Here is a 15,224-nt window from a genome sequence, read left to right as displayed (position 1 = left end):
AAATTTAAAAACAGAAAACAAAAGCAGATACATAAAAAAAAATAATATAAATGTGAAAGCGTAATTTTCCATTGTATTACTATGAAAATTGATTGGAATTTTCATAATCATACAATATATATTTACCAAACTTATTGTAAACATTAGTGTAGAAATCGATATTAAACAACTGGCCGCTAAACTGGGGTTTATTATTAAACCATGTTTCTTTAGTACATGATTAAATATCACTTTATAATAAATCTCGATGTACCTTTTTATTAACATTGCTTAAAACATTAAAATTAATTTAATGGCCTACTCCTAACTATCATGGTTAAAAGTAACCGCTGCTCTTTGCCGAAAGCTAACACCAATTATAGATTAAAATAATATTTTCGAAATAACCCTGATACAAACATTAAAACCATGTTTCCCCAAAATACTAACCAAATTATTTTTTTAGTACGTTCTGTAATTGCAAAAAAACCTTTAGCGCCATCACCTATTTTCTTAAATTTTAAAACAGAAAATAAAAGTACATAGGTAAGGCCAAATGTTGCGAGAACTAATAGTATATTTTCTAATTTATTGTAATAGACTCTAATAGGAGTGTTTATGATTATACTAAAGATAGTGACTAAATTTAAAGCAAATAAATTTATAAACAATGCTGTTGCACAACAAGCCATCAGGGCCGGATTCACTTTTGCACCATCTATTTTTAAATGATAATTAAACATTACTTTGTAAAGTGTTCCAATAAATCTTTTTATCATAGTTAATGGCCTGCATACTATTAATAATTCAAGCAGTACAAATACGTCATTTTGTAATACAAATCGACAATATTAAAATTAACTGTTGTTTTTTGCCGAAATATAATCCATAATCATAAATGAAAGTAATACTTTTTTAAAACAGGAAGAATAAAAGCTAACACAAAATTGATGATATACACTGACCCAATTATTTTAGCAGTGCGTGCAGAAACTAAAAAATATCGGTTCGTATTATCCCCAATCTTTTTTAAATTAAGAATATTAAACAGGAATATATGAGTAAGATATATTATAACACTAAATAAAACGCAAGTGCCTAAGCCGCCAAAATTAAGTTTAATTTTAGTATTTAAAACGATACTAATTACCGATCAGATTAACTAATAATACTGCAATAAATAACGATGTTAGTAACCAAGCGAATAAATAAGGATTTTTTTCATTATTCCCCTTTGCATAAGCATTAAAAGTCACTTTATAAAGTGTTCCAATAAACTTCTTTATTATCATAAATTAATTGTCGCTTGCCTGTTCACATAATTCAGGTAGTACAAATGTGAAAATTCTTAATACAATTAAAGTACTTCATTTTCAAATTTTGCTTATTAATACCAATGACCTCTATTAATCTTGTTACGGATCAATGCAAGAAATACAGGGGATAAAATAACCATAAATACAATTATAAAACCAATATATTGGCCATATTTACTGTTTAAGAAAAGATCTGCTTTATACCTTTCATATATTTTCTGATATTTTTTGTGATGATAAAAAGCAAAGTAAACCATAAAACCCAATGCAATAACAAGTAAAAAAGAATTGAACCTGTCAAGTTTTGACAAGCTATAATTTACTTGGAACATCCACTCGATTATACAATTTACTGATAACAGGACACTAAAAAAGAATATGCAAAATATCCCACCAACTGTTAACGATGGAACGTCATTTTTATATTTTCCATGTTTGTAGTAGGAGTTGTAGATGATATAAAATAGTTTATACATAAATTGCAATCTCCTGTTTCACCGTTAATTAATGATCGTTTATAGTTATAAACAACCACTGCTTTTGTGGAAATCTAACTATCACTTATAAATGAAAGTAATATTTTCGAAATAAAGCTAATACAAACATTAAAACCAAGTTTCCCCAAAATACTAACCAGATTATTTTTTTAGTACGTTCTGTTATTATAAAAAAACCATCAGCGCCATCACCTACTTTTTTAAATTGAAAAACAGAAAACAGAAGCAAATAGGTAAGGCCAAATGTAGTCAGCACAAACAGGTTAATTTCTAATTTGTTATAATTTGCCTTAACAGGAATGTTTAGCATTACACTAAAAACACAGCTTATATTTAACATAAATAGATTTATAAACAATGCTGTTGCACAACAAGCTATTAGAGACGGCTTTCCTTTTGCACCATCTATTTTTAGAAAATGATTAAACATTACTTTGTAAAGTGTTTCAATAAATCTTTTTATCATAATTAATGGTCTCTTGCATATTCATATTATTCAAGTGGTACCAATGTGTGATTCATGATACAAGTGAGATGCCTTTATTTCCAAAACATACCCATCAGTATTAACGGCGCCCAGGGCAATATAAGAGAAACAATTACCAATAATCCTTTATATACCCTCATGGTTCTGCTTTCATCTTTCCAATAGTAACGCAGTTTATTATAACTGCCATTATATTTTCTGTAGTTGTATATTAGAAGAATAAAAGCTATTATTATTATAAATCCTTTACCATAATTATTAAAATCTTTTAACTGGTTACGGGTATAAAATACTCGCAGGATAAAAACCAAAACGTCTATTATATATAACATTTGAATCATCATTATGGCCACAATTGCTGTACCGCCAGTCCTTCCATCCCATTTAAAATATGCTTTGGTCATTCGGTAATAAATATAATCGAAGAAGAACTTAGGTTTAGTTTCCATTGCTGTTGTTTTTGGTTAAGAAAGCCATGCCATGCTTCTTTTACCACCTAAAAATTGGTGTTTGCATCCTGAAGAAAAGCCTGGGAACCTGATGATTTTTAGGTGATAAAAGAAGCATCAGAAATCAGGAAGCTTAGTTTGCGGCCCAACCCAAATAACCAGCCGGAACAGTTATAAAAGTAAACATCCATTTTACGGGGTTTTGCCAGTCTTTGCCTTTAAAGCTGCCCACGGGCGCTTTAATCAATACCTGGTTCCACCCTTTTTGCAGAGTTATTTTTGTTGGCTCGCGGTATTCATAGCCTTCGTCTGTCAGCGGAGTTTCGGAATTGCCTTTTTGCCCTCCCCTTTTCCAGTGCGGCGGCGGTATTAATTTTCCGTTTACCCAGACTTCACTTTGCAAATCGTTCCAGGTGCCCCATTTAGGCGAATCCGTAGCGGTAGAACGGGAAAGGTTGTTAAACCCGATCCAGAAATCCTGCACGTGGTTATCCTCGCTCCAAATGCTTGTGCTGGCATACCAGGTGGTGTTTTCCGCTGGTTTTTCGATCACCCCGCTAATTAACGGATACCACCAATGCCGCAGCACGATTGTTCCTCCAACTGCCTGTACAACAGGTGTTGCACTATTGAGGCTGAAGTTTTTATCCTCCGGGGCAAATGTTTTGGAAAGGTCTCCGTTATTCTCATAAGGCCCGTACAGTTTCCAGTTAAGGGAAGCTTGCGCCACATAAGGAAAAGGAAGGCGGCGGAAATATTCTTGTTTCTGGTCCATCAGGCGGTCTTCAAACTCAGCAAACTGTTTGGCGTTTTCACTGCCCGGGCTTCCTATCTTTGCTGTCCAGCCGGGTATTCCGCCTCCGCGCCAGCTTCGTTCTGCAAACGCAAGCATAGCCGGGTAAACCGGATTGGTGCGCAGATTATCCGCCTCGTTCTCAATTCTCCTGTCGGGCCAAACGCAAATAATACCGCCCAAAGCCCTGCTGTCGCCTTTTTGCTTATTGCCAATTTCCCGGTTAAAAATAGTGACCACGCTCTCTAAAGGGTCCATGTGGTTGAGGTACAAATGCCGCGAATCGATATACCTGATTTCAGAGTTATTTTCTATTTTCCCATTGTCGTCCATCCACATTTGCCGGATAGTGGTGTTGGTAAAATTGCCTCCGGGCTGCCAGCCGATCACCTTTTTGCCCAGCTTTTCAATATAAGCCGTAACTTCCGGAACGAAATTTTTATTGCTGATCCTAACCTCGTCCGCGCCGATATGAATATAAGGCACATCGTAGGTTTCGCAAACCTCCTTTAAAATGTTCTTAACGATAACCATGCCCGAATCACTTTGCATGCTTATACCAAAAGCCCTGGTAAAAGCAGCACTATGGCCAGGCATATCTATTTCGGGGATAAGCGTAATGTACCGTTCTTTACAAAACAAGATTAGGTCTTTCAGCTCTTCTTCTGTATAATATTCACCTTTGTTGCGCTGCATATTTTCCGCTGCTGTTAATTGCGGATATTGTTTAATGGCCAGCCGCCAGGCAATATCTTCTGTGAGGTGAAAATGAAAAATATTAAGTTTATAGCGGCCCATGATTTCGATCTGCTGCTTCAGCAGATCTACCGACTGGAAGTTCCTTCCAACATCAACCATATAACCACGCCAGGCAAAAGCAGGCCAGTCGGTTATGGTGCAGGCATCGATCATGGTATTGTCGCGCATCAGTTGTTCCAGGGTTTGCAGACCGTTAAATATTCCATGGGCAGTATTGGCATTAAGCAAAACCCGCTGACCGGAAACTTCTAAATGGTAAGCTTCCTCTTTTAACTGGGGCGCATCGGTTTTGGCCAGACGCAATTCGATAAAAGGCTCGTTGTTTTTTGCTGCGCGGCCTATGCTTACGATCAATCCTTTTTGAAGCAGTTTTTGCTGCAGGCGCAGTGCTTCTTTTTGTAATGATGCTTCTTTTACCACTATTGTTTTACAATTGTATAATTGGAAGTAACCTTCATTCCATTTTAGCGATTGTGGTAAAGGTATGAGCGAGGGTTTATTTTGAAGATCATAAACCAAAGGATAGACCAGATGCTTCCACAGCATATAACCTGCCCCTTTTTGATGCAGGCCATCGTTGGTATAAAGCGTATCTAATTTCCCTTCGGCGTTACAAAATGAAGGGAAAAGATCAACAAAAGTGTAATGATATAAAGCAGCGTTGCTACGCAGCAACTGGTTAACCCGCTTGATCTGTTCGCCTTTGTTCACATGGGTAGGAAACTTGTTCAGGGTATTGTTAACGGGCAGCAAACTTTGAACATACAATTGCGTAGTTGGCGTTTGCCCGCTTACTTTTTTAGCAATCAGGAAAATGTTTTTGGCCACAGTATCCGGAGCAGTGCCGGCAGAAAGGTCATTGATACCGATCAGGAGAAATATTTTAGCCGGTTTCCTTTCGGTAACTTCGTCGAGGCGGTTTAAAACACCAGCCGTAACATCACCGCTTATCCCTCTGTTTTTGATACGAGGATCAGCAAAAAGCTCGTCCCACTCGCTTCCGTTGGTAATGCTGTTCCCCAAAAAAATAATATCACCTTTTGTTTGCGGCAATAACCTGAAAAGCGATGACCGTTGCTGATAAAAGGTAGGAAAAGCACCATCGTTCTTCCCTTGTGTTTTTATCTGGGCAGATACAGCAGTGGTTAACAGCAATAATGTATAAAAAACAAGCTTTTTCATATCGATAAAATAAAATGCGGCACGCAAACTAATTTTCCAGCTGATGTTTATGGGATCAGTCAGGTTAGATTTATAACAAGAGCTGCTAAATTAATATTTTAGTATTATGTATTACATATTAAAAAATATTATTTCTCTTAGAAAATTGAATGCTAAAGCATGGCCTGTTTAATTTATATAGAAGTTGTTTAAACTTTTTTCCTCTCTTTTTTGGGTTGATGCTTCTTTTACAAGGTAAAAAATGTTAACCATTGTTTTTTTGATTGAGTAAATACAGACACCAATTTTTACCCGGTAAAAGAAGCATGGCACCAATCCTAAGCATATCGAAGGATCTTGTACCAATTTAAACTGGGCCCTAAAGTTTAAACAATTTCTATGTGAGAATTGATAATGCTTCTTTTATGCCTATAATTTTGCATTTTGTTTTTCAACCTGTTATAAAAGCATTTGCTGTTTTTTGTACGATAAAAGAAGCATGCTTAATAATTCAGAGCCTGTTTAAGTTTTGCCCTTTTGTTTGATGCCCCTTTTATGCTATATTTTTTTAAGTTTTTTGGTTTTTTTGGCTAAAACCTGTTTCCGGTTATCCTTTGTCCACGGCCTAAAGGGCGTGGCAACTGCATTTGAACATAATTGGACGTTCTGTCGCACAAGGCCAATTCAGCATTAGTAAACCAAGATCTGTCGTAAAACCAAGCTTTAAAATTGCCACGGCCTTCAGGCCGTGGGTTGTATAAACACCGGTAGCGGCTTTAGTCAAAAAAAGAAGCATACAAAGAATTATGGAATAAATTTTAAACATTCCCTTAAACAGTCAATAAGATTTATGTTAATCGAACAAACGGGAAAAATGATTTTCAAGGTGGTTCCGAATTCCGTTACGGAGCAATTCTGCAGAGCCTTTTTCGATCAGTTCAACCAGCCCTTTATGAGAAACAAAGTTTTTCAGGGCAATATGTTTTTTAAGCAGCCCGCTGTGATGGACATAATCAAAAACCGGCAACAACATTTTTTGAAAGTTTTTTAGGGTTTGGTTGCCGGTGATATCATACAATTTCCCATGAAACTTGATCTCTTGTTCGATCTGGAACAAATGGTTCTGCGATTTCTTCGGTTCTGATGCTACAATTGATTTTAATTCTGCAATGTCTTTAGGCGTTACACGCTGTATAATAAAATCTGCCATTCCTATTTCCAGGGAAAGGCGCATTTCAAATATTTCCCGCAGGGTATCATCGTCCATGATCTGTGGTTTCAGGCTTTTCTGAAGAATGGAAGTAAGATCAGGGCTGGTGATGACAGAACCTTTGTGCTTTTTAGATTCGATTAGACCGATCATGCGCAGGCGAAGCAGGGCTTCACGGATTACCGTGCGGCTAACGCCCATAGCTTCTGTTAGTTCAAGCTCTTTTGGGATAGCATCGCCGACTTTAAAATTTTTTTCTATAAAAAGTTCAAGAAGGTTTTTTTCCACTCGATCTACAAGCGAACTGGTATCAATATTTCTTAAGCTATCTATCAGATCGTTATTTTTCATATATAAAATATATAGTTTCAAATACTATAATTATTTATCGCTTTTAAAATAGAGTTGCTATAAGCAATATATATAGTATAAAATTTGCCAAAAATATATATAATTAGTTAAAGCGATCATGTATTACATAATACTTAACCTCATTTAAACTTTGATGTTTGATTAATATACTTAAAGCAAAATATCAAAGCATTTTGAAAACACCTTGGCAAGTTTGATTTGGAGAGAGGTTAGCGAAAATCAATACACTAATTCCGGGTATTTAGAACACCTTCCATCAATCCTGCTTTTGCCTTAATTAATTACTTCTTAACTGTAGATAAAAGAAGGGCTGCTCTTTGTAGAACAGCCCTTAGTGTTTTCCGGACAAAATCCCTTTAGTTAGTAGCCCGTAGGGGAATCGAAAGTTTTTATTTCAAATTGATTGAAATAGGCTAAACTTTACCCAACCTACTGATTATCAGTTATTTGTTTTGTTTTTACTGTTTTTGTTGCCCAACTTTAATCCAGTTAAGTAAATAAAAACTGACAGTACAATTGACAGTAAACTGCCAGTAAAAACATTAAAAACAAAATAAATAACCAACCATGGCAACCCTAAACTTTTACCTCGACAAACCAGACAAGGAAGGCAAATGCCCTATCCTGATGACTTACCTTGCCAACGGCAAGAAGTTCCGGCATTCCGTAAAATACAAGACTTTTCCCGGTCAATGGCTGACCAAGAAACAGCAGATCCGGGTAATAGAAAAGGAAGACCAGTTTGTAAACAGCCATCTGGACAGCCTGAACAGTATTATTACAGATGCACAGAAAGAATCCCTTTTGATCTATAATAAGATCAATTTTGATTTTGTAAGGGAGAAGTTTTCTGGTGCTTTAGATAAAAAAGAGGTTAAGCAAGCTGGCGTTAAGCAGAAAGATTTTATAGGCTATTTTAATGAATACATTGAAGTGGCAGCAGGTAAGATAAAACCGCTTACTATTAAACGGTATATAGCAACCCTAAACCATTTACTGGCTTTTCGGAAAGTTAAACGCTTTGAACTGAGTTTTGAGCGGATGGACAGCGAATTTTACGAAAAGTTCGTCAACTACCTAACAGTAGATAGAAACCTGTTAAACAACAGTGTCGGCGGTTATGTGAAGGTCGTTAAATCCTTTTTAAACTTTGCAACCGATAAGGGCTATAACAAAACGGGCTTGCAGTACAAGAAGTTTAAGGTATTTAAAGAAGAAAGTGACCTGATCTACTTAACCGAAGCGGAAGTCATGAAACTGGTTTATCTGGAAGAAGGGATGACAGAACGGCTACGTATTGTCCGCGATAATTTCTGCTTTGCCTGTTTTACTGGTTTGCGTTATTCGGATATTTCTATCCTCAAACCGGAGAACATCAAAGAAGGTGTTGTGCTGGTCAAAACAGAAAAGACAAAGGATTTTTTACAAATTCCATTGAACCGCTTTGCCAAAGAGGTTTTGGCAAGGAACAACGGACACCTTCCTAAACTGGCATCTAACCAGAAAACAAACGATGCGTTAAAAGAACTTGGCAAGCTGGCAGGGCTAAACGAGATGGTACACATCATTAAATACCGCGGTATAGAGAAGGTCGAGTTTTTAGAGCCGAAATATAATTTTATTGGTACGCATACCGCCCGGAGGACATTTGTAACGCTTTGCCTTGAAAAAGGGATGCGCCCGGAAGTGGTAATGAGCATTACCGGGCATAAGGACTACAAATCTTTTAAGAAATATATCAAGTTGACAGATAAAGTAAAATCTGTTGAAATGAATAAAATATGGGAAACAAATTTATTTGTTGCCTGAGTAAAAAAGTCGGTTTTAAGTCAAAAAACTTTAGTCTGTTTTAATAAAACCTGGTAAAATATAAATTTGTTTATGTTTCAATTTGCCTAACACTTATTTTTCAGTCCACGCTTATACTAAGGAAAAGCGAGCGTAAGACTACCTGTCCTATTAGTAAAAATGATCCATTTTTCATGCGGTTGGCCACAGAGCAACCACATGCGCGCTTTTAGGATAAATGCAACCCGTCCAAGTATTACTTTCTGTGGACTACACTTTAAAATGTCAAAACAAATGTCTTGGGGTGATCGGAGGATCATCAAAGAAGAAATTATTACAGAGTACAAAATTAGCTATCTGGAAATTATCATTTCAGAAAAAATCGAAGAAGTACTTACAAGAGTGCTTAAAGGGAGCCAAAGTTTACAGCAGGAAGAATTTAAAAGGTACGCTTCCGGTTTAAAAGAAGACCTGTTTGAATCCAGCAAATTAAAGCAGGAACAAATTAACCATAACGAAAAACTGCTAGATATTGGAGAGCTTGCAGCAAAATTTACGGTTAGCAAGCAAACTGTTCATAACTGGATAAAAAGGCGGATTATTACCGGAAAAAAGATGGGCAAAGGCCGTTTTTTTAGCGTCCGGGAAGTGGAAGAATCTTTAGAAAAGAAAGGCTTTAGGCATCGAAGTTGAACCAAAGAAACATACATTGTAAACAGATAGATCCCGCGCGAAAGCACGGGGTTTTTTCGTTAAGAAAGGTTTTGCACATGACGGAAACAGGGCATGATAAGCCTGTTAAATACGGTCAAATTTTACTAAAATGATAATAAAGAAAGTCCCACTATCGGGACTGAATGTAGCATGTTATAGACATTGCTACTATCGGGTGTTAAGGTTATGAGTAAAGTTAAGGGATGCTTTTAAAGCTTAATCAGCTTCTGATTTAGAAAACGAAGATAACTATTTTGACTTGCATTTTAAAGTAGTTAAACCTCCTCCTCAATGCCAATTGTGCAGCAAAGATAGCCTGCCAATTTTAAGACAAGCCCTACGGGTTTCCAAAAGACTACGGCATAAACGCTCGTGCCCCTTCCTGCCCTACGTGCCATCGCGCCACTTAGCCCATTTATTCCGTTTCCTTTTGGAAATCTTAAAATCAGCCGCTTTTTGGTGCTTACAATAGACAATGAGGCGGTGTTTGGATAAGATCGGACTACCGACTAAATAAAATGCAGCAGAAGTATTAAAAGTATCTTTAAATCAAATTGTTAAGTTGGATAAAGGATAAATCAAAGTTGATAAAATGGATTTTAACTTTAAAGAAAATCAAGAAAGGTATTCCCGTCTTGGTACGCTTCATCTAAAACACAATTTTCACATCTTCTTTATAATTCTGCAATGTACCGTTTAGACTTGCTGTCCAACCGTCAATAAATACTTTACCGTTTTTAATTGCGTTTGAATAATCATCACTCGTGATTTTCTCGCTGTTGGTTATGTAATAGTGGTTGCCGATTTTGTAAATGCAATCTTTCACTACTTCTTTGGGAACTTGTGTTGGCTCGTCTAAACCAACGGTGAAAATCATATTGTAAATGCGACTTAAAGCATCTGTTTCATTTTCAGTTATTGAAATTTGTCCTTTGTCATCCACTTTCAGTTTCGGTGCTTCCACACTGTCAAATACTTTAAAGCCTATATCAGGAACTTGTTTTTTGTCTTCTTCAAACAAGTCAGGTTTGCTGTTTACTTCTTCAATTTCTTTTGCAATTTTTTCTCCTGCTCTTTTTATGCGTTCAATTGTTATACTTGAAATGAAATGTGGCAAGTCGTTTATAGTGCAAAACTCATAAGCATCTTTTTTCTTTACAGGGTCTATGGGTTCGTCAATTTGGCAAAGTATAAATTTTCGTTTACCACCATCTTTGTTTAATTCCATTAACGCTTGACCTGTTGTCCCTGAACCTGCAAAGAAATCAAGAACAATAAAATCTTCTTCGTTTATTAGCTTTACTAATTGATTAATTAATTCAGGCGGTTTGGTATATTCAAAAACACCTTTTCCGATTATTTCATCAATAGCCTTAGTAGCATTGTCATTTGAATATTTATTCTCTGTAAACTCTAAGGTTGATAATGGTTTTGAACGTTCGATTTTAACTGTTTTATATCCATTCCCATCTTTGGCAATTTTTACATTTTGATATGTTTTAGTATAAATACGAGGGCGATTGCCCCCTCTTTTAACTTCAATGAAGCCATTTTTTAAGCCAAATTCATAAAGGTCTTTGCTCCATCTCCAAGCCCAATCTGCTCTACCGTGTTTTCCGCTTTGTCTTGATTCCCAAATATTTTTATCACCTCCTGGATAGAATATTTCTCCATCAATTTCTATTGGATAATCAAGTGATTTTACATAACTCAAACTGTCATAATCAAGAGTTTGATTGATTTTGTAAAATCCTCGTTCTTCAAAATATTCATCTTGATTTGAATAACCGTCATCATTATGTGAAACACCTTGTAGTTTTGCTTGGCTAATGTTTTTTACATAAGTCAATACATAATCGTGGTTCTTTGCAGTAGCATCAGAGGATTTACCGCCTTTCTTTGTTACTCTCGTAAACGTGGTTACAAAATTTTCCTCGCCAAATATATCATCACAAAGTAATTTTAAGTTGGCTTGTTCATTATCGTCAATACTAATAAAAATTACACCTTCTTTGCTCAATAAATCTCTTGCCAATAATAAACGTGGATACATAAAAGCCAACCAACCATTATGGCTTTTTTTGGATTTGAAACTAAAGTCCATTCTTGCAAAATCACCTTCGCTCAAATTTGCCAATCCTAATACCTCAGCTTCTTCTTTATCGAATCTGTCAGGGTAAACAAATTCCTCACTTGTGGTATTGTATGGTGGGTCAATGTAAATACAGTTTACTTGACCGCTATAATAGTTTTTTAGAATTTTCAGACTGTCGAGGTTGTCGCCTTTTAGCACTAAATTTTCTGTTGTATCAATATTCTTGCTTAACGTGTTATTAAGGCGTAATTCCTTTTCTGTCTTTTGAGCATATTTAGCTCGGGCAAAGTTTCTACCTACAAAGTTCAATCCATATCCGTTTACCTTTTCGTCAATAGGTAAACCCAAAACGGTTTTTAGTTCTTCTAAATTTATCTCGGTGTCTCGGATTACGTTGGGGTAGTTCTCTTTCAGAAAACGCAACAATTTGTTCTCGTTGTTTTCTGTTCCAACAACCGTAAATCCTGCTTTTATAAAATCTTGTTCTGCCATTGTCTTATGCGTTGTTTATCAATGCCGCTAATTGCGTTTTATTGATACGTTCTTTAAATGAAATTTTAATGTTTTGGTCTTTGTAGTGTTCGCCTAATGCCTCAAAATACTTTTTGGCAAAGTCAATCTTTCCTTTTTCATCTACTGGAATAGCAGTTGACGATTTATAACCTTTGGCTTCCACTACAAGAAATATTTTGTTGCCTTCGGTGCTTTTGATAGCATAGCAAAAATCAGGGTTGTAATCTCCCAAAGGTGTTTTGATTTTCAGGCGTGGAAGTTTGCCGAAAATTTCAATGCTGTCAATGTCGGGGTCTTGCTCCACAATTTCCAATTCAAAATCACTATCGTATTCAATCACTTCTTCAAATACCCATTTGGTTTTCAAAGAAAAATCGCCTGCAATTTCTTTTTGAAATTTGCCAACGCTTCCTGTGTCTAAGTATGTTTTTCCTTTTTCGGTCTTGAATACATTTGGCAAAACTGTTCCGTTAATTCCGTCATACTTAATGTTTGCTTTGAGCATTGCAACTAAGTTCTTGTTGATTATTTCGGAAATTTCCCTTTGTGCCTGTTCGGGATTGTTGCAAAGCATTTTAGTTTTGAAATCATCACTCAAGGCATTGAACACCTTAACCACAAATGAAATGGGCGTTTTGGTGTTGTTGGACAAAGTGCGAACCAATTCTAAGTAATCAACTTTGCTTTTATATGAAACTGTGTCGGTTAGTTTTTCTGTAATTGCTCCCTGTTCGCCAATCTTGTTCACGTTTAGTTCTGCACGAATAGTCTGCAACAAAATTTCCTCAATGTTTACGCCTTCAATTTGTGCTTTTATGTTTTGTATCAGTTGGCTTTCTTGTTCTTCACTCAAAGTTTCTAAAACATAAAAAGCATTTTTATTAATTGCATTCCATAGGTTTTGGAACTCTTGCAGGTGTGTTGCCTTTATGAAAACCTTCTTTTTCTCTTTTTTCTTCTCGGCTTTCTGAACATACGTGTTTGTATCGGTTGCAAACAAGCTTTCAATTGCTTTTACTTGTTCTTCGGGTAAATTTTGTTCTTTCAAAATCGCAGAGAACTCAGGCGATTTTTCTAAAATATCAATTCCATCAACTGTTACTTTGAAGATAATCATTTCACTATCCTCCATTGCTCTATAAATTTTACGGACTGCTGTATCATCAAAATCACCCTTTTCTTTAAGTGCTTTTTTTAATTCTTGTTCTGTAAATGTTTCAGAAATTAAAAATGAATTGTTTAAGATTTCGTTTTGAATCGCCTCAACAAAACCGTGTTCTTTGCTTGAAACAACTACGTCAAGGTTGTTGATTTTCCAAAATTCCTCCTGGTCGTCATTTAGATTTTTCAGTGTGTATCTTTGCAAGTTTTGGTTTACGCAAATGCGTAAACCACGCCCAATCTGTTGCAGTTTTGATATTTCGCTTCCTTGATTGGAAAGTTTACAAATAGTAAAAACATTTGGGTTGTCCCAACCTTCTTGCAAAGCCCAAATTGAAAAAATGAAACGTGAAGGACTTTCAAACGAAAGTAATTTCTTTTTGTCTTTTAGAATTTCATCAACTCCTGCTTTTACTTTTTCGTCAGCGTTGCCTTTGTCGCCCGAAAAATATCCCTTGTGAACCTGCAACGTGTTGTCGCTGTCAAAATCATTTTGTAAGAATTTATAGTAATCGCTTGTTTGGTCAAGTTTGCTAACAATTTCGGTGTATTGCTTTTTGTATTCTTCTTCAAATATGTTTTTGACTTTTGGATTTTCGCCACGAAACAAACTGGTGTCAGCTTCCATAAAAAACAAAGTGAGTGCTTTTACGCCTTGCTCAAACAATGTTTTTTCTTTCTCAAAATGTATTTTGATTGTTTCTTTAATCATTGCCCGCAATGATTCGTACGACAATGAATAATCAACTTTCTCAATGGTGTCGTCCGCCAAAACAATGGTGTCTTTGTTTATTTTCTTTATGCTTTTACCGTTGAAAACTGCTCCAACACCTAATTCACGTCTTGCAATAATTCCATTGGTTAATGTGCTTACAAAGGCTTTATTAACTGTTCCAACTTTTTCAATTCCAATAAGTGTATCTGTATTTTCAATTACGTCTTGCGTGTAAACCACAATTTTCTTAACCAAGTTTTGTCGGAAAGAAGAAATGCTATCTAATACATACGCCACGTTTGATAAAGGCAAACTGTCTTTTTTCTTTGGAAATGTTGCTCCAAAACGCAAGTAAAAATTGTCAAATCCCTCAAAATATGTTTTAAAGGCATTGCCTTCAAAACGGTGAGGTTCGTCCATTATAACAATTGGGTTTAAGCGTTTCAAACATTCCAAATACGATTTTGGTGGTTCCTGATTATTTACAAATAATTCAGGTGCGTTCATCTCTCGTTCTAATGGACGGTTCAGAATGTTGTCCTTGCTGTTAAATGAGCTTGGTGTCATTACCAAAACCGATAAATGCGAAGTGCCTATAAATTGCTTTACCGCAGAAAGGTTACCGCCTTCGTAAACAAAGGTTTCAATTTCTTTTTCTCTTTCGTTGGCGTAAAAAGCTTTAAAATACTCTTTGGTGTCCTCTAAGTTTGTTTTTGTTCCTTCACGGATTGGAACGGTTGGAATAAGAACGATAAATTTTTTGTAGCCAAAGTTTTTGCTCAGTTCAAAAATAGATTTGATAAACGCGAAGGTTTTACCCGTTCCCGTTTCCATCATTATGTCAATGTTTTTGTTTTCTTGAACCGGAAAATTGTATTTGTTCTTTATATGGTGTGCCGTCAGCACATCACCAAAATTTGCTTTTTGGCGAAGGCTTTCAAAAAGACCGATAATATTATTTACGCAGTCCTCTTGATAGGCTTGTATTTCATATTGAAACTGTTTTGTTTCTGTTTTTGTCGTCATTTAATACTTAAGTTTCTCCAATTTTCAAAGTTAACCGATAATGATACTGTTCAATTTCTTTTTTTATCTTTAATTCAATTGCCAACTGCTATCGGTTGGTTAAGTAACTTCATGTGCTGATTTCTTGCTTTGAAGTTGATAGGGTTCCGGCTGATAGTCCGTATCCGAAAAGCACGGTTGATTAGATTT

9 protein-coding genes are annotated in these 15,224 nt (G+C 35.9%); 2 read left to right on the top strand and 7 right to left on the bottom strand.

The annotated features are described in order from the left end of the window. Positions 1–356: 356 nt before the first annotated feature. The 5 genes from GO621_RS02650 to GO621_RS02630 form a co-directional block, all read right to left on the bottom strand. Entirely contained in the window at positions 357–758 is a 402-nt protein-coding gene (locus GO621_RS02650) for a hypothetical protein (RefSeq protein WP_157563935.1), read from the bottom strand. Positions 759–1,856: 1,098 nt separating this feature from the next. Further along, positions 1,857–2,258, bottom strand: coding sequence for a hypothetical protein (locus tag GO621_RS02645; RefSeq protein ID WP_157563933.1), 402 nt, complete (start codon positions 2,256–2,258; stop codon positions 1,857–1,859). 74 nt (positions 2,259–2,332) lie between these two features. Continuing rightward, positions 2,333–2,728: a hypothetical protein gene (locus tag GO621_RS02640; protein ID WP_157563931.1), complete on the bottom strand. Its 396-nt coding sequence runs from the start codon at positions 2,726–2,728 to the stop codon at positions 2,333–2,335. A gap of 133 nt (positions 2,729–2,861) precedes the next feature. Beyond that, a complete protein-coding gene (locus GO621_RS02635; RefSeq protein ID WP_157563929.1) occupies positions 2,862–5,462 on the bottom strand; it encodes a family 20 glycosylhydrolase in 2,601 nt (866 codons plus the stop codon). A gap of 832 nt (positions 5,463–6,294) precedes the next feature. Continuing rightward, a complete protein-coding gene (locus tag GO621_RS02630; RefSeq protein WP_157563927.1) occupies positions 6,295–7,002 on the bottom strand; it encodes a FadR/GntR family transcriptional regulator in 708 nt (235 codons plus the stop codon). Between the two features lie 588 nt (positions 7,003–7,590). Between GO621_RS02630 and GO621_RS02625 the strand changes: the two genes are divergently transcribed. Together GO621_RS02625 and GO621_RS02620 are read left to right on the top strand one after the other, a co-directional pair. Beyond that, positions 7,591–8,832 (top strand): site-specific integrase, encoded by a 1,242-nt coding sequence (locus tag GO621_RS02625; protein WP_157563925.1) that lies wholly within the window; start codon positions 7,591–7,593, stop codon positions 8,830–8,832. A gap of 273 nt (positions 8,833–9,105) precedes the next feature. After that, positions 9,106–9,504: a helix-turn-helix domain-containing protein gene (locus GO621_RS02620; RefSeq protein ID WP_198170103.1), complete on the top strand. Its 399-nt coding sequence runs from the start codon at positions 9,106–9,108 to the stop codon at positions 9,502–9,504. A gap of 670 nt (positions 9,505–10,174) precedes the next feature. On the opposite strand, the gene GO621_RS02615 is transcribed toward GO621_RS02620, so the two are convergent. Continuing rightward, the gene (locus GO621_RS02615) at positions 10,175–12,112 is read right to left on the bottom strand and encodes a site-specific DNA-methyltransferase (protein ID WP_157563921.1); all 1,938 of its coding nucleotides are present in this window, start codon (positions 12,110–12,112) and stop codon (positions 10,175–10,177) included. A gap of 4 nt (positions 12,113–12,116) precedes the next feature. Further along, entirely contained in the window at positions 12,117–15,035 is a 2,919-nt protein-coding gene (locus tag GO621_RS02610; protein ID WP_157563919.1) for a restriction endonuclease, read from the bottom strand. Positions 15,036–15,224 lie beyond the last annotated feature (189 nt).

The organism is Mucilaginibacter arboris (assembly GCF_009754915.1).
In the GTDB taxonomy this organism is placed as follows: domain Bacteria; phylum Bacteroidota; class Bacteroidia; order Sphingobacteriales; family Sphingobacteriaceae; genus Mucilaginibacter_A; species Mucilaginibacter_A arboris.
Note: the sequence above shows the minus strand (reverse complement) of the source record. Positions and strands in the feature narration are given on the sequence as shown.

Excerpts from the sequence above, each read along its gene's own strand:
- GO621_RS02650 (WP_157563935.1), bottom strand. The coding sequence starts at position 758 with ATGATAAAAAGATTTATTGGAACACTTTACAAAGTAATGTTTAATTAT.
- GO621_RS02645 (WP_157563933.1), bottom strand. The coding sequence starts at position 2,258 with ATGATAAAAAGATTTATTGAAACACTTTACAAAGTAATGTTTAATCAT.
- GO621_RS02640 (WP_157563931.1), bottom strand. The coding sequence starts at position 2,728 with ATGGAAACTAAACCTAAGTTCTTCTTCGATTATATTTATTACCGAATG.
- GO621_RS02635 (WP_157563929.1), bottom strand. The coding sequence starts at position 5,462 with ATGAAAAAGCTTGTTTTTTATACATTATTGCTGTTAACCACTGCTGTA.
- GO621_RS02630 (WP_157563927.1), bottom strand. The coding sequence starts at position 7,002 with ATGAAAAATAACGATCTGATAGATAGCTTAAGAAATATTGATACCAGT.
- GO621_RS02625 (WP_157563925.1), top strand. The coding sequence starts at position 7,591 with ATGGCAACCCTAAACTTTTACCTCGACAAACCAGACAAGGAAGGCAAA.
- GO621_RS02620 (WP_198170103.1), top strand. The coding sequence starts at position 9,106 with ATGTCTTGGGGTGATCGGAGGATCATCAAAGAAGAAATTATTACAGAG.
- GO621_RS02615 (WP_157563921.1), bottom strand. The coding sequence starts at position 12,112 with ATGGCAGAACAAGATTTTATAAAAGCAGGATTTACGGTTGTTGGAACA.
- GO621_RS02610 (WP_157563919.1), bottom strand. The coding sequence starts at position 15,035 with ATGACGACAAAAACAGAAACAAAACAGTTTCAATATGAAATACAAGCC.